The organism is Streptomyces sp. NPDC022910, from assembly GCF_055561075.1.
Window position 1 is genome coordinate 22,653 of sequence record NZ_JBVHHL010000039.1, and the last position, 25,928, is coordinate 48,580.

Genomic DNA, 25,928 nt, shown 5'->3' on the forward strand with positions numbered 1-25,928 from the left:
GGGTTTCAGGCCTTCTTCAGCACCAGTTCCGTGTTGCGGTCGACGGCGTCACCCGCGAACGTCATGTGGGCGCCGGGGGCGTTGAAGGACAGCTCTCGGTAGAGGGCGGCCAGTCCCGTCTGGGACAGATCGGTGAAATCCGTGCGGTGCGGGGCCGCGGACTCGATCAGCGTGGTGAAGATCGACAGCGTACCGTCCTTGTTGTCCACCAGTTCGATGACGCGGGCGAGCTGCGGGTAGTCGATGTGCGAGGCCGTGGAGATCTCCCAGAAGGAGCGGCCGTCGGGGGCGGAGTGCGCGGTGATGGCGTTCTTGTGCATGTGTCCGTTCACCCAAGCCAGCACGTTGCGGTGGCTGCCGAGGAGGGCGACGAGCTCGGCTCCGCCGTGGCGCCGCTCGTTCGGGCGGGCCGGGTCGGGGACGGTGCTGTCCATCGTCGTGCTGGTGTGGTGGCTGAAGACGACGGCGTACGAGTCCTTGTTGTCGCGCAGCGTCTTGTCCAGCCACTTCAACTGCGCCGTGCCGAGGGCACCTTGGAAGTGGCCACCCGGGTCGGTGCTGTCGAGGCTGATGCCGATGACGTCGTCGGCGATGCGGAAGGAGTAGTACTGGGTGCCGGCGTCCAGATTCGCCGCCGAGTAGCCGTGCCCGACCGGGCCGAGACCGGTGTACGCCGGGTCGAGGTGGGCCTTGAGGTAGTCGGCGGGGGTGTAGGGGGCGCGCCTCTCGTCCGGGGTGACCGAGCGCATGGCGCGGGCGTGGGCCTTGAGCAGGTCGCGGAACCGCACGCCCTTGGGGTCCGTGGCGTTCTTGATCGCGTCCTGGAGATTCTTCGCCTCCGCCGCGGACAGGCTCATCAGCTTCTTGCCGCCGATGGCGTACTCGGCGAGGTACGGGTCGCCGTTCGCGTAGCAGCCGAGGGGCAAGGCGTCGTGATTGCCGACCGTGGAGTACCAGGGCAGGTTGAGGCCGGGGCTGCGCACCTCGCGGATCGCGGCGGCCAGGAAGCCCTGGATGTGCGGGAAGCCGAGCTGCTTGTCGGCGTCACGCGCGTTCGAGTCGGGCTGCCAGTACAGCTTGAGCCCGCTGTTCTGGACGCCCTCGTAGTGCCGGGGGTCACCCGAGTTGGGGGTGATGCGGCCACCGCTCATGATCTTCATGAACCACTCGAGCTCGGACTTGGCGTTGTTGTCCGTGTTGTCGCCGGTGGTCATGACGAAGTGGAGCGGTGCACCGGTGACGGGAGCGCCGCGCAGCGAGTTGACCCGCTCGACCAGCGAGATCGCACCGGCCACGGTCAACGCCTCGTGGGGCCGCCAGGCGTGCAGGTCGGCCGAGCGCATGTACTCGGTGCGCAGGGGGTGTTGGGTGTCCGCCAGATGTGTATCGGTGAACTGCACGAAAGCGGCGAGCGCGGCACGGCGGCCGGCCCGGCCGGACTTGGGCGCGGCCAGTTCGCTGCGCACGACGCGCTTCCAGCCGGGGCCGTCGCCGAGACGGCGGTAACCGGATCTGCCCCGGGGTGCGGCGACACCGGCGAGCGTGGTGCCCTTGGTGTACGGGGCGAGGGACGCGGCCGGCGCCTGCCGGGAGACGGCGACGGGAGCCTCGCCGGCAGCGGTGCGGGCCGAGGTGCCGACGCCATGGCTCTCCTCGGGCCGCAGCGCGAGTGTGAGGCCCGTGGTCAGGGACACCGCCCCGGCGGCGGCGAGCAGAGTGCGACGATTGGGTCCAGCCGCCGTGGCGACAGAGCGTATGCGCGACATGCGCGGTCTCCCCGAGTGCGAACACGTCAGCAGTGATCGCGGAACAGCCGCTGCCGCGAATGTCCCGCTCGCTCTGCATCGTTGGCACCGGGAGTGACCTGAGCATGAACGCGGCGGCAACACGCAGCGCCGATCACCGTACGTCGATCTTGGGCTACCCTGCGCGTTCACGACCGCTCCTCGGGCGGCCCGGGAGCGGTCACTCCGTGTTCAACTCACGGGGTAGTGAAGTCATCCCTCTGGCAGTGCCGGCCGGCCCGCCGCAGGTCGCTGCCGCCACAGCGCGAGCCCGGCGTCGACGAGTCCGACGCGCGTCAGCCCGGGCACGGCGGCGAGATCCTGCCAGGCCGCGAGGTCCGTGGAACCGCCGACCTCGTTGCGGAGGTCGCCGCCGATGACACGCCCCTCGTAGACGAGCCGTACTCCGTGGTGGTCGACGGCGCGGCCGAAGCGGTCACGGGAGCGGTGGCGGATCGAGTCCACGCCGAGCAGCCCGGTGAGCTCGATGCGATAGCCGGTCTCCTCCTCCACCTCCCGCAGGACGGTGTCGTAGGGGTCCTCGCCGTGTTCCATGCCGCCGCCCGGCAGGCCCCACTCGGACGTGCCGTCGGGGCCGGGCATACGGGCGAGCAGGAGCCGGCCGTCGCGGACACAGACGGCGTAGGCCGCCACCCTCAACTTCTTGCGCACTCGGGGACGTTACCCCGCCGGGTCGGGATTGGCAGGCGAGTATTCGGGAGGAGACCAGCGAAGGGGACTCGCGCCCGTCGTCTCGACCGCCGTGGCCAGGGTGAAGCCGACCCTCCGCTCCCCGTCGGCGCCGAACTCCGTCCGTGCCTCGCCCGTGAGCTGCAGGACCGTACCCGTCGTCCAGTCGAGGAACAGCAGCCCGGCGCGGGGGTCCGTCGCGAGGTTGCCGAGGGTGAGGAACATGGAGTTGCCCGGGTAGTCGCGCCAGCTCAGTTCGCGGGGTGACACAACCCGTACGAAACCGGGGTTGCCGCCGCGGTGGCTCACATCGACTCCCCGGGCATGAACGGTGGCGAGAAAGAAGGTGTCGGCCCGGTTGACGAACTCCCGTTGCGCGAGTGTCAGTTCACGATCGCGCCGGGGCTCCCCCGGCCCGCGGCCCGCGACCGTCTCGTACGACTCCCTCTTCTGCAGGTACTTCGGGCAGTTGGAGAACACCTTCTCCGCCTCGATCACCAGTCCCCGCGACGTCGGGCGGGAGCGGCCGCCCAGGCGCATACGGCGGCGGGTGCGCGGGTCGAGGGCGATCGTGCCGACGCGGACGCCCTCCGCGGTCAGCGCCCGCGCCAGCGGGTCGACGGGCGTCGCCTTGCCGGCGACCGACACCCGGCGAGGGCTCGTGGCCTGCACGAATCCCGGCTCACCGGTCAGCAGGGACGCCCATACGGCGCCGTCGACCGGGTCGGCCGCGCCGAGCACCAGCATCGGCTGGAGCTCGAGGAAGGCCGCGGCCACCGGCTTCAGGGTGTCGCCGACGGCCCGGCCCACGTGGTCCGCCTGCTCACGGACGCCGACCCGGTCCTGCACCGCGCGCGAGCCCGCGTGGTAGACGCCCATGGCTAGAAGAATCCGCAGGTCGGAGCGGATGCGTGGGGGACGGGGGCACCTTCGGCCCCGCTCGGCGCACTGATCTCCAGCCGTGTCCCGTCCGGGTCGTGGAAGAAGATGCCGCCGGACGCCGAGCCCTCCTGGTGGGCGACCACACCCTCGTACGCGAACTCCACTCCGTACCCGCGCAGCGCCGTCTCGTACTCCCTGACCTGCTCGAGAGTGTCCACCTCCAGCGCGAGGTGGTGCAGTCCGGCGCGCCCGGTGTCGTACGCCCCCTGCGCCTGCTGCCAGAGCGTGAGCAGCGGGCGCGGGCCCTCGCTCAGGAACGCGTACCTGCGGTCGTCCTCCTTGCCCTCCGCGAGGACCTGGAAGCCGAGGACGTCCCTGTAGAAGACGAGCGAGCGGTCGAGGTCGGTGACGTTCAGGCCGACGTGGCCCGTGCGCAGTGACATGGCGGTCCCCTCAGTTCGATGGCAGCCCGAGGAATCCGGGCCGGGCAGGCTAACCTCTGTAATCGACATTAGAGGTTAGAATCAAGAAGCGTCAACCGCTCACATACCCTTGACCGGTTAGCAAGGTCAGCAACCGAGGAGCATGCGATGTCCGTCGTCCGCGATCCACGCCCGCTCACCGGGGAGCCGCTCGCGCTCGACCTGCTCAACACCCGCTGGATGCGCGAGGGAGCCGTCCAGGACCTGCTCACGGACACCGCCGGGCTCGCGGTGTGGCTGACCACCAACGGGCTCGATGCATTCGCCGCCGACGACGCGACCCTGCGGCACACGCTCCAGGCGCGCGACGCCCTGAAGACCGCGGTGGACAGGTCACTGGAGGAAGGGGCCGGGCTCGTCGACACCGTGCTCGAGCACGGGCGACTGCGGCCGACACTGGAGCCCCAAGGGCCCGGCGAGCGCGCCGAGTTCGACGACCCGGCCTGGGGTCCCGCCTGGCTCGCCGCCCGTGACTACCTAGAGCTGCTGGCCACCGCCGGGGACCGTATCCGCGGCTGCGCCCACGAGGCCTGCATCCTGCACTTCTTCGACACGTCGCGGAACGGCACCCGCCGCTGGTGCTCCATGGCGGCCTGCGGCAACCGCGCGAAGGCGTCCCGTCACTACGCGCGCACACGTGAGGGCTGAGTCCCGCGGACTACGCGCGTAGGGGGAAGCCGGTGCACAGGAATGTCCCGGCCTGCGTCACTAAATCCCCGATGACGTATGGCGGAATTACGCCATGACTCCATCCCGTCTCGGTCAACTCTCCCCAAACATCTGTCCCTTGGGTAAAGCTGAGCGGTCTTCCGGACCCGAAATCCGGACGACCGCGGCCAGGACCGATCCACCTTCGGGTTCCGGCCGCACCCCTTTCGTTCCTTTACCTACAAGGGATGCCGATGACCACCGACCCTCAGCGCGCCCCGATATCGGGCGCGAGACGCGTGGCCCGCCTAGCCCTCGCCACGGGACTCGTGGCCGCGCTCTCCGCGGCCGGGCCGATACCCGTGGCCTTCTCCGCGGACCAGCAGCCGGTCTCCGCCGACCCGTCCGTCAAGTCCGCGAGCGCCAAGCTCGGTTCGGACGACGCGGACCTCCTCACCGAGGCCAAGGCCGACGGCGACAAGAACGTCACGATGATGATCGCCACCACGCCGGGCCAGACCGAACAGGTCACCGAGGAACTGGACGCGGTCAAGGGCGGCATCGTGGGCCAGACCTACGACAAGGTCGGCTACGTCCGCGCCACCGTCCCGACGGCGAAGGCGGACGCCGCCATCGCCGCCGCCGCGAAGCTCTCCTCCGTGCACGGCATCGACCTGCGGCAGGAGATCCCGCTGGACGACCCGACGCCCGGCGCGGACACCGCGAAGGGCGCCTCGGCCCGGGGCACGGCCACCTACTCCGCCCCCGGCAGGAACACCCCCGCCGAGAACCCGTACAACCCGTCCTTCGAGACGGGTGCCGTCGACTTCGTCAAGGACCACCCGAAGGCGGACGGCCGGGGCATCACCATCGGCATTCTCGACTCGGGCGTCGACCTCGGCCACCCGGCGCTGCAGAAGACCACCACCGGCGAACGGAAGATCGTCGACTGGGTGACGGCCACCGACCCGGTCTCCGACGGCGACGGCACCTGGCGGCGCATGACCGCCTCGGTCTCCGGCCCGACGTTCTCCGTCCCCTCGACCGGCGGGGGCACCGAGACGTTCAAGGCCCCCGCAGGCGCGTACAAGTTCAACTACATGTACGAGTCCGCCACCACCGGTGGCGACATGCAGGGCGACCTGAACCGCGACGGCGACACCACCGACGCCTGGGGCGTGCTGTACGACCCGGCCACCGGCACCGTCCGCGTCGACGCGAACGACAACCTCGACTTCACCGACGACGTGCCGATGAAGCCGTACAAGGACGGCTACCAGATCGGCTACTTCGGCACCGACGACCCCTCGACCGAGGTCGTCGAGCGCATCCCGTTCGTCGTCGAGATCCGCAAGGACGTCGTCTACAACGCCGCGGGCGCCAAGGCCGACTACGTCAACATCGGCGTCATCGAGTCCGAGCACGGCACGCACGTCGCGGGCATCACCTCGGCGAACGGCCTGTTCGGCGGCAAGATGAACGGCGCGGCCCCGGGCGCGAAGATCGTCTCCTCGCGTGCCTGCACCTGGACCGGCAGCTGCACCAACATCGCGCTCACCGAGGGCATGATCGACCTCGTTGTCAACCGCGGCGTCGACATCGTCAACATGTCGATCGGCGGCCTGCCGGCGCTGAACGACGGCAACAACGCGCGCGCCGAGCTCTACACGCGCCTCATCGACACCTACGGCGTCCAGCTGGTGATCTCCGCGGGCAACTCCGGCCCCGGTGCCAACACCATCGGCGACCCCGGCCTCGCGGACAAGGTGATCTCGGTCGGCGCGGGCATCTCCAAGGAGACCTGGGCCGCCAACTACGGCTCGCAGGTGGAGACGGAGTACGCGCTGATGCCCTTCTCCTCGCGCGGACCGCGTGAGGACGGCGGCTTCACCCCGACGCTCGTCGCGCCGGGCGCCGCGATCAACACCACCCAGACCTGGCTGCCGGGCTCCCCGGTCGCCGAGGCGGGCTACTCGCTGCCGGCCGGCTACTCGATGCTCCAGGGCACCTCGATGGCGTCCCCGCAGGCAGCGGGCGCCTCAGCCCTGCTTCTGTCGGCCGCCAAGCAGCAGGGCATCGACCTGACGCCCGCGAAGCTGCGCACGGCCCTCACCTCGACCGCCGACCACATCAAGGGTGTGCAGGCGTACGAGGAGGGCGCGGGCCGCATCAACATCGTGGACGCGTGGGACGCCATCAAGGGCGACGCCACCTCCCACGACTACACGGTCAAGGCCCCGGTCGACACCGCGATCGACTACGCGCTGAAGACTCCGGGCTTCGGCACGGGACTGTACGACCGCGAGGGCGGCCTGAAGGCGGGTGAGCGCAAGACGTACGACGTGACCGTCACCCGTACCTCCGGCTCCGACAAGGCCGTCTGGCACACGCTGTCCCTGCGGAACAACGCCGGCGACACCTTCCGGATCCTCGGCTCCCCCCTGGTGCGGCTGCCGCTGAACCAGCCGGTGACCGTCAAGGTCCAGGCCGCCCCGCACTCCGCGGGCATCAAGAGCGCGATCCTCGAGGTCGACGACCCCTTCACCGAGGGCGTCGACAAGCAGATCCTGACCACGGTCGTGGTCTCGACCCCGGTCAAGTACACCTACTCGGCGTCGAGTTCGGTGCAGCGCAACAGCAGACAGTCGTACTTCCTGACCGTGCCCGAGGGCGCGAAGTCGCTCGAGGTCGCGATCGGCGGGCTGAAGGACAAGAGCCAGACCCGGTTCATCGCGATCCATCCGTACGGCGTTCCGGTCGACACCACCTCGACGCCCTACTGCTACAACAACTACCTCGACGGCAACGGCTGCAAGCCCGACGTGCGCTCGTACGCGGACCCGCAGGCCGGCGTCTGGGAGATCGAGGTCGAGTCGCGCCGTACGTCGCCGCTGCTCGACAACCCGTACAAGCTGGGCGTCACCGTCCTCGGCGCGGCCTTCGACCCGGAGACCGTGACCGTGCCCGAGGCCAAGGTCGGCACCCCGGCCGCCGCCTCCTGGAAGGTGACGAACAAGTACGCGGCCCTCGACGGCAAGCTGGTCGGCGGCCCGCTCGGCTCGTCCAAGACGGCACGGCCCACCATCAAGGGTGCTGAGAAGCAGACCACCACCGTCGAGGTCCCCGCGGGCGCCACGTCGCTCGACGTCGTCATCGGCAACGTGTCGGACACGGCCGCCGACCTCGACCTGACGGTGTACGACGCGGCCGGCAAGGAGGTCGGGCAGTCCGCGGACGGTGACTCCGAGGAGGCCGTGCACATCGCCTCGCCCGCCGCCGGTACGTACACCATCGAGGTCGTGGGCTACTCGGTCCCGTCCGGCTCGACGGCGTACGACTACCGGGACGTGTTCTTCTCCCCGGCGCTGGGCCAGGTCTCGGTCGACGGGTCGGCGCCGGTCAAGCTCGGTACCGGTGACTCCGCGACGGTCTCCGGCACGGTCACCGCGGCCGCGGCGGCTCCCGAGGGACGTGAGTTCTTCGGGCAGGTCCAGCTGGTCAACGGCCGCGGCACGGTCGCGGGCATCGGCAGCGTGAAGATCGAGAAGGTCACGCCGTAGCTCTCCGTACGGCGGTGAGGGCGGGCGTCCACAAGGGCGCCCGCCCTTCGTCGTGGTACGGGTCAGGTCGGCCCGTCCGAGGGACACCCGGTGTGCCGGGCGCCGGGCAGCGCCTTGATGATCCACGCGCGGTTCGCGGCGACGCGCTCGTCGCCCACGGCCCACAGGGTCGGCCCGTCCCCGCCCCGCGGGATACGGATCAGCACATGCTGGCCCCGGCGCGGCTGCGGCTCGGCCCCGCTGTCGAGGAGGAAGGTGACGCGGGACGGACCGTGTTCGGGCTTGTAGGAGCGCGTGACGGTCAGCACCACCCGCATCCGGGGATCACCGAGCGGTCCCACCTCGGCCACCGTCCCCTCGACGACGAGCCGGGAGCACGCCACTTCCAGCTCGGGATCGGACGGCGGCGGCCCGTCGCCGGCCGAGGGGCCGGCGGCACCGCTGCTTCGGGAGCCGGCGTCGGCGCTGCTCTTGGACGCGGTGTCGTCCGCTCCCCCACTGAGCGCGATGAGTCGGCTCAGCCCGACGACCATCGACAGGGCCGCCACGGCCGCGAGCGAGCCGAGGGCGATGCGCAGGGCCCGGCGGCGGCGCGCGGGCCGCACCGGACGGGCGACGTCAGGAACGTCCGAGACGGTGACCGGCCGTGGGGCGTCCGTGACGGCGGTCCGTGACGCCGCCGCCTCGCCCGCCGGCTCCGCCAGCACCTCCCCGACGATGCTCAGCTGCTCCCGCAGCAGCGCCACGTCGGCCACGGCCGCCCGATGTCCCGCCATGAACTCGGCATCGGCCCGCGCCGCCTCCGGCAGCGGCTCGCCGGTGATCGCCGCCATCAGGGCGTCGACGCCGTCGTACTCGGCGGCCACGTCACACCACCTCGTCCTCGTGCAGACGGTCGCGCAGCGCGCGCACCGCCGTGTGGAGCCTGCTCTTGACCGTGCCCTCGGGAATGCCGAGCTCCTGAGCGATCCCCCGGACCGGCAGATCGGCGTAGAAGCGCAGGACGAGCACCTGGCGCTGGGCGTCGGGCAGCTCGTCCAGGCCCCGGGCGACCGCGAGCTGAAGCAGGCGGGAGTCCTCGCCGGAGGCGTGCTCCGGCTGCCGCAGGGAGGCGAGCCGCTCCCCGAGCCGCTCCTGGCGGCGCTTGGCCCGGTGCCAGTCCATCGCCAGGTTGGAGGCGACGACCGCCGCCCAGGCCGAGACGTCGCGCGGCGCCTCCCGGCCGCTCGCGGCCCGTTCCAGCAGCCGCAGGCGGACCTGCTGCACCCCGTCCGGCAGGTCCGCCTGCGGAACCCCGCCGAGCGCGAGCACCGCCCGCACCCGCCGCTCCTGGGCCGCGTCCAGGGGATCGTCCACCGCGTGGTCCGCCCCCAGCCCGCGGCGGGCCTTTCTGCGCAGCACAGCCACCCCTCCCCTTGCCCGTTTCCTCTACGACGCCGCGGGGGGCCGAAACGTTCGGACGACTTCTGGGGCGTAGGGCAGAGGTGTACGTCACACCGCCGTGTGGGCCGGGAGGCGACGGGCAGGCGCGGGACAGCACAGCTTGCGGCGCGGGGCGCTCACCGGGCGAATTTCTCCAGTTCAGCCGGGGTGGACACCGGATGCCCGCAACCGGCGACCGGGCCCTCACGTCCCATTCCTCGGGCACACAGCGCAAAGAATTGGACAGGCGGCCCGGGGTCGGCCGCATGATGGAAAAGCCTCGGCCAGGCAACAGAGCACGTAAAGACACGCAGAGGGAGTCGCCGTGAGGGTCGGAATCGTCGGAGCCACCGGTCAGGTCGGCACGGTCATGCGCAGGATCCTCACCGAGCGGAACTTCCCCGTCGGCGAGCCGCGCCTGTTCGCCTCGGCCCGTTCGGCGGGGACGGTCCTCGACGGCGTGACGGTGGAGGACGCGGCGACGGCCGACTACACCGGCCTGGACATCGTGCTGTTCTCCGCGGGCGGCGCGACCTCGAAGGCGCTGGCCGAGAAGGTCGCCTCGCAGGGCGCCGTCGTGATCGACAACTCCTCGGCCTGGCGCAAGGACCCCGACGTACCCCTCGTGGTCTCCGAGGTGAACCCGCACGCGATCGTGAACCGCCCCAAGGGGATCATCGCCAACCCGAACTGCACGACGATGGCCGCGATGCCGGTGCTGAAGCCGCTGCACGAGGAGGCGGGCCTCGAGGCGCTGGTCGTCGCCACCTACCAGGCGGTGTCCGGCTCGGGCCTCGCGGGCGTCGCCGAACTGCACGGCCAGGCCCAGAAGGTGGTCGCCGACGCCGACAGGCTCACCCACGACGGCGGGGCGGTCGACTTCCCCGAGCCGCAGGTCTACAAGCGCCCGATCGCCTTCAACGTGGTGCCCTTCGCGGGCAACCTCGTCGACGACGGTCTGAACGAGACGGACGAGGAGCAGAAGCTCCGCAACGAGTCCCGCAAGATCCTGGAGATCCCCGAGCTCAAGGTCTCCGGTACCTGTGTCCGCGTCCCCGTCTTCTCCGGCCACTCCCTCCAGGTCAACGCCCGCTTCGCGCGCCCGCTGCCGGTGGAGCGCGCGACGGAGCTGCTGGCCGGCGCACCGGGCGTGACCCTGTCCGACATCCCGACCCCGCTGCAGGCCGCCGGGCAGGACCCGTCCTACGTCGGCCGCATCCGCCGTGACGAGACGGTGGAGTACGGCCTCGCCCTGTTCATCTCCAACGACAACCTCCGCAAGGGCGCGGCCCTCAACGCGGTGCAGATCGCGGAGCTCGTCGCAGCGGAACTGAGCAAGTAGCGGAGCCGAGCGGGTAAGGACCACGGCCAAGGGCGCGCACCGTGTGGTGCGCGCCCTTGGCCGTGGTCAGTCCCTGCGGACCTCGTACAGGAAGCACCCGTACTCCACCGCCCGCACATGGACGAGCGCGACCTCCGGGTCCGCGAACGCCTCCGTGACGGCCGCCTCGACGCCTTCCTCGACCAGACGGCCGCCGAGGATGCGGCCCTCTTCCGAGTACCGGCGGACAGTGCGGTGGGCACCCGGGAACGGATATCCGAGCAGGTCGGGCCCCCTGCACTCATCGGCGTGGATGAAGACGGGTCCCTGTTCGTCGTACGCCCCCGGGTCCGCGCCCGTCTCCGCCGCCCAGCGGCGCAGGGGTGCGTACGAGACCAGGGCGATCCGGTCGCCCGGCGCGCTCCGGCGCAGACAGCAGCGCAGGGGGCGCGTCGCCCTCCTCGTCCGCGAAGGGGGCCATGGGGCGGCCCGCGTCGTCCATGGAGCGCAGTTCCTTCAGGTCCGTCGGATCGATGGGTCGTGCCGTGTATGTCGTCATAGCCCCAGACTCGCGCGCACCCGCCCCCGCCACCGGCGGGAAACGGACATGGCGTTCCGTGTACCGGTGAGCATCCCGGTGCCGGACGGCGAAATCAGCCCGCCCGGCGGTTGAGGACGGGGCCGTTCAGGCCGAAAGCGGGGGGCTGGGCGGCAGCCCCCCGCGACGGCCGGGCAGCCACCGGGTGCCAGGCAGGCGCACGGTGCCGCACACCCCGGTCATCGCCCAACGCAGTGGCGACGTGGAAGGATGGCGCAACCCACACATAACGAGGAGATGACCGCGTGCCTGGCACAAACCTGACTCGCGAAGAGGCGCAGCAGCGGGCGAAGCTGCTCACCGTTGACTCGTACGAGATCGATCTCGACCTCTCCGGCGCGCAGGAGGGCGGCACCTACCGGTCTGTGACCACGGTGCGCTTCGACTCCGCCGAAAACGGCGCGGAGTCCTTCATCGACCTGGTGGCCCCGACCGTCCACGAGATCACCCTCAACGGCGACCCGCTCGACCCCGCCGCGGTCTTCAAGGACTCGCGGATCGCGCTCCCCGGTCTCCTGGAGGGCCGCAACGTGCTCCGCGTGGTCGCCGACTGCGCGTACACCAACACCGGCGAGGGCCTGCACCGTTTCGTCGACCCGGTCGACGACCAGGCGTACCTCTACACCCAGTTCGAGGTCCCGGACGCCCGCCGCGTCTTCGCCTCCTTCGAGCAACCGGACCTCAAGGCCACCTTCCAGTTCACCGTGAAGGCTCCCACCGGCTGGACCGTCATTTCCAACTCGCCCACCCCCGAACCGAAGGACGACGTCTGGGTCTTCGAGCCGACGCCGCGCCTGTCGACGTATGTCACCGCCCTGATCGTGGGCCCGTACCACTCCGTGCACAGTGTGTACGAGAAGGACGGCCAGAGCGTCCCGCTCGGCATCTACTGCCGGCCCTCCCTCGCCGAGTTCCTCGACTCGGACGCGATCTTCGAGGTGACCCGGCAGGGCTTCGACTGGTTCCAGGAGAAGTTCGACTACGCGTATCCCTTCAAGAAGTACGACCAGCTCTTCGTGCCGGAGTTCAACGCGGGCGCGATGGAGAACGCGGGTGCCGTGACCATCCGTGACCAGTACGTCTTCCGGTCCAAGGTCACCGACGCGGCCTACGAGGTGCGCGCCGAGACCATCCTGCACGAGCTGGCCCACATGTGGTTCGGTGACCTCGTGACCATGGAGTGGTGGAACGACCTGTGGCTGAACGAGTCGTTCGCCACCTACACCTCCATCGCGTCCCAGGCGTACCACCCTCAGTCCCGCTGGCCGCACTCCTGGACCACGTTCGCCAACTCCATGAAGACGTGGGCGTACCGGCAGGACCAGCTGCCGTCCACGCACCCGATCATGGCCGAGATCAACGACCTGGACGACGTGCTCGTCAACTTCGACGGCATCACGTACGCCAAGGGCGCCTCGGTCCTCAAGCAACTCGTCGCGTACGTCGGCATGGACGAGTTCTTCCGCGGCGTGCAGGCGTACTTCAAGCGGCACGCGTACGGCAACACGCGCCTGTCCGACCTGCTGGGCGCCCTGGAGGAGACCTCCGGCCGGGATCTGAAGAGCTGGTCGAGGAAATGGCTGGAGACCGCGGGGATCAACATCCTGCGGCCGGAGATCGAGACCGACGACAACGGCGTCATCACCTCCTTCGGCATCCGCCAGGAGGCCCCCGCACTCCCGGCCGGCGCCAAGGGTGAGCCCACCCTGCGTCCGCACCGCATCGCCATCGGCCTTTACCACCTCGACGCCGACAGCGGCAAATTGCTGCGCGCCGACGACGGCCGGATCGAGCTCGACGTCGACGGCGAGCTGACCGCCGTACCGCAGCTGGCCGGCCGGCGCCGCCCGGACGTCGTCCTGCTCAACGACGACGACCTGTCGTACGCGAAGGTCCGTCTGGACGAGAAGTCCCTCGCCTTCGTCACCGAGCACCTGGGCGACTTCGACTCGTCGCTTCCGCGCGCCCTGTGCTGGGCCTCGGCCTGGGACATGACGCGGGACGCGGAGCTGGCGACCCGCGACTACCTCTCCCTGGTCCTTTCCGGCATCGGCAAGGAGTCCGACATCGGTGTCGTGCAGTCGCTGCACCGCCAGGTGAAGCTGGCCATCGACCTGTACGCCGACCCGTCCACGCGCGAGGCGCTGCTGACCCGCTGGACGGACGCCACCCTGGCCCATCTGCGCTCCGCCGAGCCGGGCGGCGACCACCAGCTGGCGTGGGCGCGCGCCTTCGCGGCGACCGCCCGTACACCGGAGCAGCTGGATCTGCTGGAGGCGCTGCTAGAGGGTACGCAGACCGTCGAGGGTCTGGTCGTCGACACCGAGCTGCGCTGGGCGTTCGTGGAGCGGCTCGCCGCGGTGGGCCGTTTCGACGAGGCGGAGATCGCGGGAGAGCTGGAGCGGGACAAGACGGCGGCCGGTGAGCGGCACGCCGCCACCGCCCGGGCCGCGCGCCCGACGCCGGAGGCCAAGGCGGAGGCCTGGGCGTCGGTCGTCGAGTCCGACAAGCTGCCGAACGCCGTGCAGGAGGCGGTGATCTCGGGCTTCGTCCAGACAGACCAGCGCGAGCTGCTCGCCCCGTACACCGACAAGTACTTCGAGGTGGTCAAGGGCATCTGGGACTCCCGCTCGCACGAGATGGCCCAGCAGATCGTCGTCGGGCTCCACCCGTCGATCCAGGTCTCCGAGGAGACGCTGGCGAAGACCGACGCTTGGCTGGCCTCCGCCGAGCCGCCGCCGGCGCTGCGCCGACTGATCCTGGAGTCACGCGCGGGCGTCGAACGGGCGCTGAGGGCACAGGCGGCGGACGCGACCGCCGCATAGCCGTACGGATGTGAGGGCGCCCGGCGTGTACCGGGCGCCCTCCGCTGTGCTCAGGATCCGCTGGAGTTGCTGTCGCCCGTGGTCTCTTTCTTGTCCGGGGGCGGACAGTGGGCGACCAGGCCTTCCGCCGGCAGGCGGGCGAACTGTACAGGGACGTACGCCTTTTACCTCCGATAGAGGGACGTACGCCCTTTACATCCGGATACATCCGGAGCGGGCGGGCAGCGGCTTGCCGCACACGGGACACCGGTCCCGGGCCACGGCTCCTTCTTCGACGACCGCCCGCCCACCGTCGCCGGGCGGGAACCGTCACGTCCATCGCGTCCTGTCTCATCCCACGTGGGCGGCGAGGGCGGCGCCGGTCGTCGCCGGGTCCGCCGAGTCCGCCGCCCAGGCGACGTACCCGTCGGGCCGCACGAGCACGGTCGTGTGCCGCTCGCTCGCCCAGCGCTCCACCGCCAGCCGGTCCTTGCGGCCCGCCGCCTCGTACCCCTCAGGGGTGATCAGCACGAACCGGCCGCCGCGCAGGGCTTCGTAGAGCCGGCCGGAGGTGAGGGCGACATCGGGGATGCGCCTGCCGACCAGCGGGTGGGCGCCGCGGGGGGCGGCGTACGCGTATCCGATGCCGGTGATCCCTCCCGTCACGCGCCGCCGCACCGGACCCACGTGGTCGACGAAGGTGGTCAGCGCGGCCCGCAGGGCCACGGTCCAGGGGCGTTTGGCCATGGCCAGCCGGACGATTCCGCCGCTGCTGCGCAGGACCGACCTGCCGACGGGGTGGCGCTCGGACTGGTAGGTGTCGAGGAGGGCGGGATCGGCGTGGCCGCGCAGGACGGCGGCGAGCTTCCAGGAGAGGTTCGCGGCGTCCTGGAGACCGGTGTTCATGCCCTGGCCGCCGGCCGGCGTGTGCACGTGCGCTGCGTCACCCGCGAGGAAGACGCGGCCGACGCGATACGCGGGCGCCTGGCGCTCGTCGCTGTGGAAGCGGGACATCCAGCGGGCGTCGCGCATACCGTAGTCGCGGCCGAGCGCGAGACGGGCGATCTCGCGGACCTCGGCGAGGTCCAGCGGCGTGCTGTCGGGGACGTTGCGGCCGCGGTGCCAGCCGATGACCCGGTAGTAGCCGTCGCCGAAGGGCGCGATGAAGGCGAACGCGTCGCCGACCGCGTTGGCGGTGAGCACCTGTTCGGGCTTCTGGTCGAGGAGCACGTCGGCCAGGACGACCGAACGGATGACGGACTTGCCGGGGAAGGACAGGCCGATCGCCTGGCGCACGACGCTGTGCAGGCCGTCGGCGCCCACGGCGTAAGCGGCGCGCATCTCGCCGGGCTCGCCGTCGGCCCGGCGGACGTGCAGCGTCACACCGCCGTCGTCCTGGCTCAGCCGGGTGACCTCGGTCTCGTACTCGAACCGCACCCCGGCCTCGACCGCGCGTCGCTCCAGCGCCCTCTCCACCTCGTACTGCGGGAGGACGAGCAGGTGATTGAAGCGGGAGGGGAGCGTGTCGAGCCGGACCGAGAGGCGGCCGAAGAGGCGGATGTCGGAAAGGGGCCGGCCCTTGGCCTCCAGGTCGTCGGCGAGGCTTTGCGAAGCAGTTGCGTGCGCGGCACGTCCGTCGAGGGTGGTCATGGGAGACGGGCGGGCGTCGAGCTGCTCCAGGGTGCGGGCGTGCAGGACGAAGGCGCGGGAGAGATTGCTGATCTTGTGGGGGCGTTTCTCGACGAGGGTGACAGGGACACCGGCGGCGGCGAGATCACCGGCGAGGAGGAGGCCGGTGGGACCGGAACCGACGACAAGGACACCGGCGGCGGTGCCGTGACCAGAAACGGTGGTGCTGGTGGTGCGGGACTTGCCTGTCATGGCCACCTCCTGGGGCCAACCATTGTTGGCCTACACCTGTTGGCCAACATGTGTAGGCCAACGCTCGTTTGCCAACATAGGCAGGTCTCACCTGGACTGTCAACACGTGTTGGCCTACGTTTGTTGGCATGCCTGAGAAGCAACCCCGCCGCTCCGACGCCACCCGCACCGCGATCCTCGCCGCCGCGCGCGAGCGCTTCGCCTCCGATGGCTACGAGCGCGCCACCATCCGCGCGATCGCCAAGGACGCACGGATCGATCCGTCCATGGTGATGCGCTACTACGGCTCCAAGGAGGGCCTCTTCGACGCGGTCCTCGACGTCGATCTGCGCCTGCCCGACCCCGAGCGGCTGCGCAGCCACGACGTGGGCGAGGTCCTGGTGAGCCACTTCCTCACCCTCTGGGAGGAGAACAACGACGCGCTCACCGCGATGCTGCGCGTCGGAGTCACCAATCCGGCAGGGGCCGAGCGGCTCCAGGGGATCTTCCGGGACCAGTTGCTGCCGGTCGCCCGGCACCTCTGCCCGGACCCCGAGCAGGCACCGGCCCGGGCCGGGCTCATCGCGTCGCAGGTGCTCGGGATGGCGCTGGCACGGTATGTGCTGAAGTTCCCGCCGGCCGTCGCCCTGGCCCGCGAGGAGGTCATGGCCTGGCTGGCGCCGACGGTCCGGCGCTATCTCACGGCGCCCCACCCGTAGGCGCCGGGCGCGTACGACGGAACCGCGCGCCGGTTGCCTGCACCGACTGCATACATACGGGTGACAGACGGCGAAGGACGGTGCAGGGGAGTGAAAGACGTCGAGGGAGTCCGCGCATCGTACGGGTGCGCGGACTCCCTCGACGGAAGCGTGAAAGGGATCAGGCGGCCCAAGGGCCCGGGCGGCGGAAGGACCGCGGCTCCGGGAGAGATGTCAGCCCTGCTTCGCCTGCTTGCGGGACCTGTCCGTGGCCATGACGAGACCGGCGATGACCGCGAACAGCACGAGCGGCGCCGCCACGAAGAGCCCCAGCGTCTCGGCCACACTCAGGCCCTTGCCGGGGTCGTCGCCGTCGTCGCGTGTGAGCGCGAGCGCGGGGGACGACATGAGCAGCATCATCAGCGTCGTACCGGCAGCCAGGGCGCCGGCGCGCAGGGCGTTCTTCTTGTCCACGGTGCCAAACTAGCGAACGCCCCAACGGCCCGCGCGCCCGGGGGTGCGGTACGGGCCCGGGCCCGGTCACCCGCCCCTCCCCCGCAACACGTCCAGCAGCGCGTGCAGCCGCGGCGAGGCCGCCAGGTCCTCCAGGGTCACCGGCTGCCCTTGCGCGTCCGCTATCGGCAGCCGCCAGTTCGGGTACTCGTCCCAGGTGCCCGGCAGGTTCTGCGGGCGCCGGTCGCCCACCGCGTCGGGGAGCCAGACGCCGATCAGCCGGGCGGGGGTGCGCAACAGGAAGCGGTGGACGGCCTGGATCTCCCGCTCCTCCGACACCGCCGAGACCCCTCCGCTCGCCCCCTTCAGCAGACCCAGGCGGGACAGCAGGGCGAGCCACTCGCCGGTGTCGGCTGCCGCAGCGGCCCGCTCCAGGTCCAGGGGGCGAGCCAACAGGCCGAGCCGGTCACGGAGTTCGACGTGTTCGCCGGTGAGCCGGGCGGCGGTCGGCGGCAGGTCGTGGGTGGTGGCGGTGGCCAGGCAGTCCGCCCGCCAGCGCTCGGGCGGCAACGGCTGCCCGGTACCCTCCCAGTCGCGCTCGAACCACAGGACGGACGTGCCGAGCACTCCGCGCTCGTGCAGCGCCTCGCGCACGCCGGGCTCCACTGTCCCGAGGTCCTCGCCGATGACCAGCGCCCCGGCACGCGAGGCCTCCAGCACCAGGACGGCGAGCATGGCCTCGGCGTCGTAGCGGACGTAGGTACCCTCCGTGGGCGGCTGCCCCTGCGGCACCCACCACAGCCGGAACAGCCCCATGACGTGGTCGATGCGCAGGGCGCCCGCGTGCCGCAGCAGGGCGCGCAGGAGCCTGCGGTAGGGGGCGTATCCGGAGGCCGCGAGGCGGTCGGGGCGCCACGGGGGCAGGCCCCAGTCCTGGCCGCGCGCGTTGAAGGCGTCCGGCGGGGCGCCCACCGACATGCCGGCCGCGAGGTACTCCTGCTGCGCCCAGGCGTCGGCGCCGCCCGGGTGCACACCGACCGCGAGGTCGTGGATCAGACCGACCGCCATCCCGGCGTCGCGCGCGGTGCGCTGGGCGGTGGCGAGCTGGGCGTCGGTCAGCCAGGCGAGCCGGCTGTGGAAGTCGACGCGGTCCATCAACTCGACGCGGGCGCGAGCGGTTTCGGGCGAGCGCGGATAGCGCAGCCGGGAGGGCCAGCCGTGCCAGTCGGAGCCGTACACCTCCGCGAGCGCGGACCAGGTCGCATGGTCCTCCAGCACCACGCCCTCCTCGGCCAGGAAGTCGGCGTAGGCGGCGCGCCGTCCGGGTCCGAGGGGGACGGCGTGCACGAGTTCGAGCGCCTCGCGCTTGAGCTCCCACACGGCGTCGCGGTCGATCAACGCGCCCTTGTCGAGGACGGATTCCCGCAGCCGCGCCGCGCGCTCCAGCAGCGTGAGGAGGCGGGTCCGGTCCTCGACGTAGGGGAACTCGGGGACGTCCTCGATCCGCAGGTGCACGGGGTCCGGGAAGCGGCGGGAGGAGGGACGGTAGGGAGACGGGTCGGTGGGGGCACCAGGCACGGCCGCGTGCAACGGGTTGACCTGCACGAACCCGGCGCCGAGCGCCCGTCCGGCCCATGCGGTCACCTCGGCGAGGTCACCGAGGTCGCCCATGCCCCAGGAGCGGCGGGAGATCAGGGAGTAGAGCTGGACGAGCAGTCCGTAGGAGCGGGCCGGCGGCGCGGGCAGCCGGGCGGGCGCGGCCACGAGATGGGCATCGGCGGTGCGTCCGTCGGGTGCGGTGACGTGCAAGGCATGGATGCCGGGCGGGAGTTGTTCGGCCGAGGCGCGCGTCTCGCCCTGTTCCGTCTCGATCCGCAGACGGGTGCCGTCCGGGAGGGAGGCGAGCGCGGCGGGCGGCCGCCCGCCCCAGCAGACCACGGTCGGCGGCAGCAGCCGTTCCCGTAGCTCGCTCTCGCGTGCGGCCAGGGCCCGGCGCACGGCCTCCGGGGTGCTCGCGTCCACGCCGAGCGCGGCCAGGGCGGCGGTGACGGCGGTGTCCGAGGCCGCGACCGTACGGTCCGGGGACGGGCGGTAGGAGGTGGCGACGCCGTGCAGCGCGGCAAGCCGGGCCAGCGGCGTCCCGTCGCGCGCGGGGTCGGCCGGCGTCATCTAGTACCCCGTGGAGTCCGGGCCGGCGACCGAGGGCTCGCTGGTCAGGGGCGTGAGATCGGCGAGTGGGGGTTCGCTGGTGAGGGGCTCGGCGTCGGGCAGCGGCGGCTCACTGGTCAGCGGCGCCTCTGCGCAGGCGCCCTCCGCGCTCAGGACACACAGCGGGGCGTCCGGGTCGGCGGACGGCTCCGCGTCGCGTTTGGACAGGGCCGGGAGCAAGAGGTGTGCCGGTGCGGCCACGGGGGCCTCCTTGTCGTCGTACGACGGATGCGGGTGAGAGCAGGCCTACCCAGTGGGCGCGTTCGCAGACGTACCCGGAGGAACAACGTGCGTCTGGTCACATTTCGTTCCGGTGCGCTTCTCCCTGGAGGGACAAATACGACACATCGGCTACTCCCGTCGACACTCTAGCCACGTGAACGGCGGAGTCACCGCTTCTCCGGCGGAGCCGCCGGGAGCCGAGCGAGGAGGAGGCCTCGCAGCCGCGACATGACGGGGACGGACGTAGTGCGGGCCCCGGGAACAGCAGCTCAGGCGACCGGACTTAGAGGACGGAAGCGGCCACGGGAAGGTAAAGCCTTTGAAAACGAGCGATGTTGACAAGGTGAAGCACGTAAGTGATCTTTAAGGGCCCCTTCACGCCCTGGCCGGCCTGAAGGGGCCTGGAGGCGCATCCGCCTCCGGAGCACATGATCCGCAACCTGACTAGGAGTAACAGACATGCGTTCCGCCACCACCATACGCCGCGCGGCTGCGGCAGCCGCCGCCGTGGCCTCCCTGGGGCTTGTCAACGCGCCCGCGGCGTCCGCCAACTGGTCCAGCTACATCAGCAGCTGGACCGACGGCCACGAGTCCCGCCGCTGGGCGGACGAGAGCTACTCGCAGGTCCAGTTCACCAACTGCTTCGCCCAGTACGGCACCACGGACCAGGTCGTCGTCAAGATGTGGCGAGACGTCCCGCTGTCGGTCGACCCGAACTACGGCAGCAAGACGTTCACCAACTGCTTCAACGGCGCGGGCTACACCAGCAACGGTGAGTGGACCGGCCTGCCGTCCGGTGACTTCTACTTCGAGACGGACAAGATCGCCCAAGGCGGTTCCTGCTGCCTGCTCTCCGTCAGCAGCGTCTACGTCGACACCACGCAGGCGGACTGAGCGGCCGAACGATCAGGAGGTGGTGGGGCGTTGCCCCCCCCCCCGGGGGGGGGGGCCCGGGGGGGGGGGGGGGGGGGGGGGCGGGCGGGGGGGGGGGGGGGCACGTACNNNNTTGTGTTTGTTTTGTTTGTGTCGTTTTTTTCTCTTTTGCTGCCACCCCCCGTCGTGTGTGCGGGGGGCCCCTTATTTTTGGGGGGGGGGGGGGGGGGGGCCCGGGGGGGGGGGGGGCCCCCCCCCCCCACCCCCCGCCCCCCACCCAAGGACATCCGTGAGACTTCGCACTCGGCTGCGCGCCAGCAGCGCCTTGTGGGCCTTCCCCGTCGCGATCGCGCTGGCCCTCTTCTACTACTACGAGGTGACCGCCCCCTCGATCTCGGAGTCGGGCTACGCCTACGCCCCGACCCTGGTCGCCTACCCGCTGGCGTCCATGTACCCGTTCGTCTACGCTCTCGCCTCCGCCCTGGGTGCCTGGGAGAGCGGGCGTCTGACCCAGGGGGCGGTCTGGCAGCTCGCCCCGGCCCGCTCCCGCTACCGGATCGCCGCCGAGGCGCTCGGGCCCGTGATCGCCCTGGCCTGGCTGATGCTGCTCCTGCCGGTGGTCATGGCTCTGGTCCAGGAAGGTGCGACGCCCACTCTCGTGAGCGCGCGGCCGCTGCTGATGGCGATGCTCGTGTCCGTCGCGCACTCGGTGATCGGCTTCGCCGTGGGACTGCGGATCAAGCCCGTCTTCGCCGCACCCGTCCTGGCCGTGGTGGTCTTTCTCCTGGTGGCGACGTCGGTCACCCTTGAAGCCTTCTGGTGGCGTCACATAAGCGGCCAGTACCCCCACACGCTGATGTTCGGCGAGGCCGCGACCTGGACGTCCATGCTCGCTCAGCTTCTGCCGACCTGCGGTGTGGCGCTGGCGACCACCCTGCTGTGGTCGTCCTGGTCCGCGCTGCGCCGACCCGCCGTACGCATGGCACTCGCCGCCTGCCTCGCAGGTGTCTGCGCGGTGAGCGCCTTCTCCATCACCCGGGGCTGGGGCCCCACGCCCCCCTTGGCCGAGGGTGACGTCGCCCTGTCGTGCACGGGCACGGCGCCGAAGGTGTGCATGCCCAAGGAGACGGCGGGCGACCTGGACGCCGTACGCACCGATGTGGCTAGCGCCCTGGAGGACCTGACCGCCGCGGGCGTCACCCGCACCGCTCCGTCGCTCGTCACCGACACGCTCGCCGACGGGCCCAGCCACCCGGTCTCCACCCAGAGCACCTGGCGGGTGGGCCTGACCAAGGGCGCCAAGCGCGGAACCCTCCGCTACCAGATCGTCCGCATGGCGGTCGCCTTCCCGTGCGCGAGACCCGACATCGCCACCACCCGGGTCGTGGTCGGATGGGCGGCCGCACGGACCGGTGAGTCGAGGACGCTCGAGAAGTTCCTCGAGCAGGACCCTTTCTACGGCACGGATCAGCGGTCGGCGCTCCAGCGACAGGTGAGCGCCGTGCTCGACAAGCCCGAGGCCGAGCAGACCCACTGGTACCGGCAGCAGCTGACCGCGGCATGCGCGAAGGCCGGGACCGGAGCGGCCGGATGATCTGGTGGCTCAAGGCGCGCCAGGCCCATGTGGTGCTTCCCGCGAGCCTGGCGGGGCTGGCCTTGCTGACGCTCGTCTTCCAGGACACGACGGCCCTGCTGCCGTCGATCAGCCTCTCCGGCGGCACCCAGACCCAGGTGATGACCTTCGTCGCGATCGTGCCGGTGGCGGCGGTGGCCCACTGCCTGGACTCACGGCTGCCGGCCCCGGAGATCTCGGGGATCCGGCCGGTCCGGCGGATGGACACGCTCCTGGTCCTCGCGGTCGTCGTCGCCTCGCTGCTCGTGGGCTTCGCCGTCGGCGCCCTCACAGGCTCCTCCGCCGCCTGGGCGGTCGGACGCAACACCGCCTTCCTCACCGGGCTGATGCTCTGCTTCCACGCCCTGCTCGGCACACCCGCCGTCATGGTGCCCGTCGCCTGGGTCATGGCCGTCGTCCTCGTCGGTTTCCGCACCTTCACGGATCCGTACTTCTGGGCGATCGTCCCCGAACCGCTCGGTGCCCCGCATGCCGCGATCGCCGCCGTCGTGGCCCTCGCCGCAGGGATCGCCGCCCAGCTCCGCTCTCGAAGGAATCAGCCATGACCCTGGTACTTTCCGACTGCACGTACGCCTACGGCCGACGCAAGAGGCCCGTGCTCAGCGACTTCAGCTACGAGCTCCCCGGCGGCCTGACCATCCTTCTCGGCCCCAACGGCGCGGGAAAGTCGACACTGCTCAAGATCTCGGCGTCCGTCGTCGCCCCGGAAGACGGCTCGGTGTCCTTCGGCCGGCTGCGGGCCGGCAGCCGGGAGTTCCGCAAGGCCGTCGCCTGGATGCCCCAGACCATCACCCCGCTGCCCTCCCTGACCGCACGCGAGTACGTCGCCTACATCGGCTGGCTGAAGGGGATGAACCGCGGCGACGCCTGGGCGCAGGCACGCCGGGCGCTGCAACGCGTCGAGCTCTCGGACAAGGCGGACGAGCGCACCAGCCGCCTCTCCGGCGGCCAGCTGCGCAGGGTGGGCGTGGCCGCCGCCCTGGTGCACGAGGCCAGGGTGCTGCTTTTGGACGAACCGACGGCCGGCATGGACCCGCGTCAGCGCCGGGTCTTCCGGGACATCCTGGCCGGGCTGAGGGACGAGGTGCGCGTGCTCATGTCCACCCACGACGTCGCGGACCTCGCCGAGGAAGCCGATCACGTCACCGTTCTGCAGGGCGGACGGATCCTGCACTCCGGCACGACCCCGTCCTTCCTGGCCCACGCTCCGGCCGGCGTTCCCCTCGGGCGCGCCGCGGAAGGTGCGTACACCGCTCTCCTGGGCCACCTCGAGTAGCAGAGGCAGGCCACGGCGACCGGCCCCGCGTCACGGTCGCGGGGCCGGTCCGGGGCGCCGGGTATGCGAAAGCCCGGATCGTCAGGCGGAAATGCCGTCGATCCGGGCCAAGGCGTCATCCGCGCCGTACGGCTGCAGGTATGGCAGCCAGCGCGGGTCCCTATGGCCGGTTCCGATGATGCGCCAGGCCAGCCCCGTCGGCGGGGCGGGTTTGTGGCGCAGGCGCCAGCCCAGCTCGAAGAGGTGCCGGTCGGCCTTCACATGGTTGCAGCGGCGGCAGGACGCCACCACGTTGTCCCAGACGTGCTGACCACCGCGGCTGCGCGGAATGACGTGGTCGACGCTGGTTGCGACGCCACCGCAGTACATGCACCGGCCGCCGTCGCGCGCGAAGAGCGCGCGCCGGGTAAGAGGAACGGGCCCCCGGTAGGGAACCCGTACGAACCGCTTCAGCCGGACCACGCTGGGCGCGGGCACGGTGACGGTTGCGCTGTGCATAAAGGCGCCGGACTCCTCGAGGCAGATGGCCTTGTTCTCGAGGACGAGGACGAGCGCGCGGCGGAGCGGTACGACGCCGAGTGGCTCGTACGACGCGTTGAGGACCAGGACATGCGGCACGGACGCCTCCTTGTACGCCGGCGGCGCGTGGCTCGCGCCGGGACGATCTGCAGCCAGTCTCCCCTCATGCCTGGTGGAAGCGCCACCATGTCCCGGTAACGGGCTGGGAGTGTTTTCGACCACACCTGATGCATCCCCCGATACGCGCCCCCTTACTTCCCCAGGTGAGCACGGCCTCTCCTTGGAACATCGGCACGATCCCCACACGATGCCCCGTTAGTGTGGTGCCCCTGCCCGTCCGGCGACCTTTCCGTGACCTCGACGGCCTCGACGCCTCGACGCCTCGACGCCTCGACGCCTCGACGACCTTGACCGCCCGCAGCGGAGGCAGACGCTGCACCTGGAGGTACCTGCCGTGTCCTTGCCCGCCCTACTGGCCGCCGGCACCACGCCGTCCCCGTCGCCCTCGCAGACGACGGCTCCGGCGGTCCCCACGATCCAGGACGCCCAGCAGAGCGCGACGAACGCCGCGAGCTGGGTCGAGCAGAACTGGTCCACGTGGCTGGCGATCGGTCTCAGGGTCCTGCTGATCCTGGTGATCGCGGCGGTGCTGCGAGTCGCGGTGCGGCGGGCGATCACCAAGCTGATCGACCGCATGAACCGCACCGTCCAGGCGGTGGACGGCACGGCGCTCGGCGGTCTGCTGGTGAACGCGGAGCGCCGCCGGCAGCGCTCGCAGGCGATCGGCTCGGTGCTGCGCTCGGTGGCGTCGTTCCTCATCCTGGGCACGGCAGCACTGATGGTGCTGTCGACGTTCCAGATCAACCTGGCGCCGCTGCTCGCCTCCGCCGGTGTCGCGGGTGTCGCCATCGGTTTCGGCGCACGCAACCTGGTGACGGACTTCCTGTCCGGCGTGTTCATGATCCTGGAGGACCAGTACGGCGTCGGCGACACCATCGACGCGGGGGTGGCCTCCGGTGAGGTGATCGAGGTCGGTCTGCGCGTGACGAAGCTGCGCGGCGACGGCGGCGAGATCTGGTACGTCCGCAACGGCGAGATCAAGCGCATCGGCAACCTCTCTCAGGGCTGGGCGACGGCCGGGGTGGACGTGACCGTCCGCGCGAGCGAGAACCTGGACCTGGTGAAGGCGACCCTGGACGCGGTGACGGAGCGGATGAGCAAGGACGAGCCGTGGAACGAGCTCCTGTGGGGCCCGATCGAGGTGCTCGGCCTGGACAGCGTGCTGCTGGACTCGATGGTCGTGCGGGTCTCCGCGAAGACGATGCCGGGCAAGGCCCTGGCGGTCGAGCGCGAGCTGCGCTGGCGCATCAAGCGGGCCTTCGACGAGGCGGACATCCCCATCGTGGGCGGACTGCCGGCCGAGCCCGGGCAGGAGCTCCCGGCCGACCCGGCGGCCTCGACGGCACCCCCGTCGGCCTACTCGAACACGGGCTCGCCCCAGGCGGAAGCAGCGTCCCCTATACCGCAGGCACGGCCCACGGTGCGCTAGGGGCCACGGACCTACGAGCGGGCGATACGGCCCGCAGGAACCCAAGGGTGCCCGGATTCCTCCGGGCACCCTTCGCCATCCACCGCCCCCTCAGTGCGCCCCTCCCACGAGCCCGGTGGCCCGCGCCAACCGGCACACCGCCACGAAGGGCCCGCCGATCCTGAGCCCGGCCACGCCGACCACCCCTCGCCGTCACGGAGGTCGAGCCGGACGGTACCGGCGACCGCGTCGACCCTCTTGACGAAATCGCTGGCACCGCCCCGGAGCGCACCCTTCCTGTCGGCTCGCCGTGCGCCGCCTGTCCCCCTCCCGGGAATTCCGGGCGGATCACCCCAACCCTCAGCACCACGCGCCTGACCTGCACGGACGCCAATCGTCAGGCAGCCGTGACTCCGCCCACAGGAAACAGCGGAAGGACGGGCGCGCGTCCCCTGTCCAGGTAACGA

At 71.1% G+C, this 25,928-nt stretch carries 21 protein-coding genes and 1 pseudogene; 10 read left to right on the forward strand and 12 right to left on the reverse strand.

The features are described 5' to 3' along the window. Positions 1–5: 5 nt before the first annotated feature. The 4 genes from ACZ3TS_RS29485 to ACZ3TS_RS29500 all read right to left on the reverse strand — a co-directional run bounded on the left by ACZ3TS_RS29485 (position 6) and on the right by ACZ3TS_RS29500 (position 3,799). Positions 6–1,766 (reverse strand): TIGR03767 family metallophosphoesterase, encoded by a 1,761-nt coding sequence (locus ACZ3TS_RS29485; RefSeq protein ID WP_467623878.1) that lies wholly within the window; start codon positions 1,764–1,766, stop codon positions 6–8. A 231-nt stretch (positions 1,767–1,997) separates the two neighbouring features. Further along, entirely contained in the window at positions 1,998–2,456 is a 459-nt protein-coding gene (locus tag ACZ3TS_RS29490; RefSeq protein WP_467623879.1) for an NUDIX hydrolase, read from the reverse strand. Between the two features lie 9 nt (positions 2,457–2,465). Continuing rightward, the gene (locus ACZ3TS_RS29495) at positions 2,466–3,353 is read right to left on the reverse strand and encodes a pyridoxamine 5'-phosphate oxidase family protein (protein ID WP_467623880.1); all 888 of its coding nucleotides are present in this window, start codon (positions 3,351–3,353) and stop codon (positions 2,466–2,468) included. Between the two features lie 2 nt (positions 3,354–3,355). After that, positions 3,356–3,799 (reverse strand): VOC family protein, encoded by a 444-nt coding sequence (locus tag ACZ3TS_RS29500; RefSeq protein ID WP_467623881.1) that lies wholly within the window; start codon positions 3,797–3,799, stop codon positions 3,356–3,358. A gap of 147 nt (positions 3,800–3,946) precedes the next feature. On the opposite strand from ACZ3TS_RS29500, the gene ACZ3TS_RS29505 reads away from it, so the two are divergent. Beyond that, positions 3,947–4,486 carry a CGNR zinc finger domain-containing protein gene (locus tag ACZ3TS_RS29505; protein ID WP_467623884.1) on the forward strand — a complete coding sequence of 180 codons (540 nt, stop codon included), beginning with the start codon at positions 3,947–3,949 and terminating at the stop codon, positions 4,484–4,486. Between the two features lie 254 nt (positions 4,487–4,740). Further along, the gene (locus ACZ3TS_RS29510) at positions 4,741–8,046 is read left to right on the forward strand and encodes a S8 family serine peptidase (protein WP_467623885.1); all 3,306 of its coding nucleotides are present in this window, start codon (positions 4,741–4,743) and stop codon (positions 8,044–8,046) included. A 62-nt stretch (positions 8,047–8,108) separates the two neighbouring features. Here the strand turns inward: ACZ3TS_RS29510 and ACZ3TS_RS29515 are convergent, their stop codons facing one another. Together ACZ3TS_RS29515 and ACZ3TS_RS29520 are read right to left on the reverse strand one after the other, a co-directional pair. Then, complete coding sequence (locus ACZ3TS_RS29515; RefSeq protein WP_467623888.1) at positions 8,109–8,912, reverse strand: hypothetical protein; 804 nt, start codon at positions 8,910–8,912, stop codon at positions 8,109–8,111. A 1-nt stretch (position 8,913) separates the two neighbouring features. Beyond that, the gene (locus ACZ3TS_RS29520) at positions 8,914–9,453 is read right to left on the reverse strand and encodes an RNA polymerase sigma factor (RefSeq protein ID WP_467623889.1); all 540 of its coding nucleotides are present in this window, start codon (positions 9,451–9,453) and stop codon (positions 8,914–8,916) included. A 340-nt stretch (positions 9,454–9,793) separates the two neighbouring features. Between ACZ3TS_RS29520 and ACZ3TS_RS29525 the strand changes: the two genes are divergently transcribed. Then, positions 9,794–10,810: an aspartate-semialdehyde dehydrogenase gene (locus ACZ3TS_RS29525; protein WP_467623891.1), complete on the forward strand. Its 1,017-nt coding sequence runs from the start codon at positions 9,794–9,796 to the stop codon at positions 10,808–10,810. Between the two features lie 66 nt (positions 10,811–10,876). Here ACZ3TS_RS29525 and ACZ3TS_RS29530 read toward each other — a convergent pair. Beyond that, positions 10,877–11,348: pseudogene (locus ACZ3TS_RS29530) on the reverse strand (DUF1203 domain-containing protein). A 284-nt stretch (positions 11,349–11,632) separates the two neighbouring features. Here ACZ3TS_RS29530 and pepN point away from each other — a divergent pair. After that, positions 11,633–14,212, forward strand: a complete 2,580-nt coding sequence (gene pepN / locus ACZ3TS_RS29535) for an aminopeptidase N (protein WP_467623894.1) — start codon at positions 11,633–11,635, stop codon at positions 14,210–14,212. A gap of 330 nt (positions 14,213–14,542) precedes the next feature. On the opposite strand, the gene ACZ3TS_RS29540 is transcribed toward pepN, so the two are convergent. Next, entirely contained in the window at positions 14,543–16,072 is a 1,530-nt protein-coding gene (locus ACZ3TS_RS29540; RefSeq protein ID WP_467623896.1) for an FAD-dependent monooxygenase, read from the reverse strand. A gap of 128 nt (positions 16,073–16,200) precedes the next feature. Between ACZ3TS_RS29540 and ACZ3TS_RS29545 the strand changes: the two genes are divergently transcribed. Continuing rightward, on the forward strand, positions 16,201–16,770 hold the full coding sequence (locus ACZ3TS_RS29545; RefSeq protein WP_467623899.1) for a TetR/AcrR family transcriptional regulator: 570 nt from the start codon (positions 16,201–16,203) through the stop codon (positions 16,768–16,770). Positions 16,771–16,983: 213 nt separating this feature from the next. On the opposite strand, the gene ACZ3TS_RS29550 is transcribed toward ACZ3TS_RS29545, so the two are convergent. The 3 genes from ACZ3TS_RS29550 to ACZ3TS_RS29560 all read right to left on the reverse strand — a co-directional run bounded on the left by ACZ3TS_RS29550 (position 16,984) and on the right by ACZ3TS_RS29560 (position 19,611). Continuing rightward, positions 16,984–17,223, reverse strand: coding sequence for a hypothetical protein (locus ACZ3TS_RS29550; protein WP_467623900.1), 240 nt, complete (start codon positions 17,221–17,223; stop codon positions 16,984–16,986). 66 nt (positions 17,224–17,289) lie between these two features. Continuing rightward, positions 17,290–19,371: a 4-alpha-glucanotransferase gene (gene malQ / locus ACZ3TS_RS29555; protein ID WP_467623902.1), complete on the reverse strand. Its 2,082-nt coding sequence runs from the start codon at positions 19,369–19,371 to the stop codon at positions 17,290–17,292. Then, positions 19,372–19,611 carry a hypothetical protein gene (locus ACZ3TS_RS29560; protein ID WP_467623904.1) on the reverse strand — a complete coding sequence of 80 codons (240 nt, stop codon included), beginning with the start codon at positions 19,609–19,611 and terminating at the stop codon, positions 19,372–19,374. It abuts the gene before it with no gap. Between the two features lie 480 nt (positions 19,612–20,091). Between ACZ3TS_RS29560 and ACZ3TS_RS29565 the strand changes: the two genes are divergently transcribed. The 4 genes from ACZ3TS_RS29565 to ACZ3TS_RS29580 all read left to right on the forward strand — a co-directional run bounded on the left by ACZ3TS_RS29565 (position 20,092) and on the right by ACZ3TS_RS29580 (position 23,414). Continuing rightward, the gene (locus ACZ3TS_RS29565) at positions 20,092–20,526 is read left to right on the forward strand and encodes a hypothetical protein (RefSeq protein WP_467623906.1); all 435 of its coding nucleotides are present in this window, start codon (positions 20,092–20,094) and stop codon (positions 20,524–20,526) included. Between the two features lie 268 nt (positions 20,527–20,794). Then, the gene (locus ACZ3TS_RS29570) at positions 20,795–22,099 is read left to right on the forward strand and encodes a DUF7224 domain-containing protein (RefSeq protein ID WP_467623908.1); all 1,305 of its coding nucleotides are present in this window, start codon (positions 20,795–20,797) and stop codon (positions 22,097–22,099) included. Further along, positions 22,096–22,683, forward strand: a complete 588-nt coding sequence (locus ACZ3TS_RS29575) for a hypothetical protein (RefSeq protein ID WP_467623910.1) — start codon at positions 22,096–22,098, stop codon at positions 22,681–22,683. Before ACZ3TS_RS29570 ends, ACZ3TS_RS29575 begins: the two co-directional genes overlap by 4 nt. Continuing rightward, on the forward strand, positions 22,680–23,414 hold the full coding sequence (locus ACZ3TS_RS29580) for an ATP-binding cassette domain-containing protein (protein ID WP_467623911.1): 735 nt from the start codon (positions 22,680–22,682) through the stop codon (positions 23,412–23,414). The genes ACZ3TS_RS29575 and ACZ3TS_RS29580 overlap by 4 nt, the downstream gene beginning before the upstream one ends. A gap of 81 nt (positions 23,415–23,495) precedes the next feature. Here the strand turns inward: ACZ3TS_RS29580 and ACZ3TS_RS29585 are convergent, their stop codons facing one another. Beyond that, positions 23,496–24,032 carry an HNH endonuclease gene (locus ACZ3TS_RS29585; protein ID WP_331267001.1) on the reverse strand — a complete coding sequence of 179 codons (537 nt, stop codon included), beginning with the start codon at positions 24,030–24,032 and terminating at the stop codon, positions 23,496–23,498. A 355-nt stretch (positions 24,033–24,387) separates the two neighbouring features. Between ACZ3TS_RS29585 and ACZ3TS_RS29590 the strand changes: the two genes are divergently transcribed. Continuing rightward, positions 24,388–25,482 (forward strand): mechanosensitive ion channel family protein, encoded by a 1,095-nt coding sequence (locus ACZ3TS_RS29590; RefSeq protein WP_467623914.1) that lies wholly within the window; start codon positions 24,388–24,390, stop codon positions 25,480–25,482. Positions 25,483–25,928: the final 446 nt, after the last annotated feature.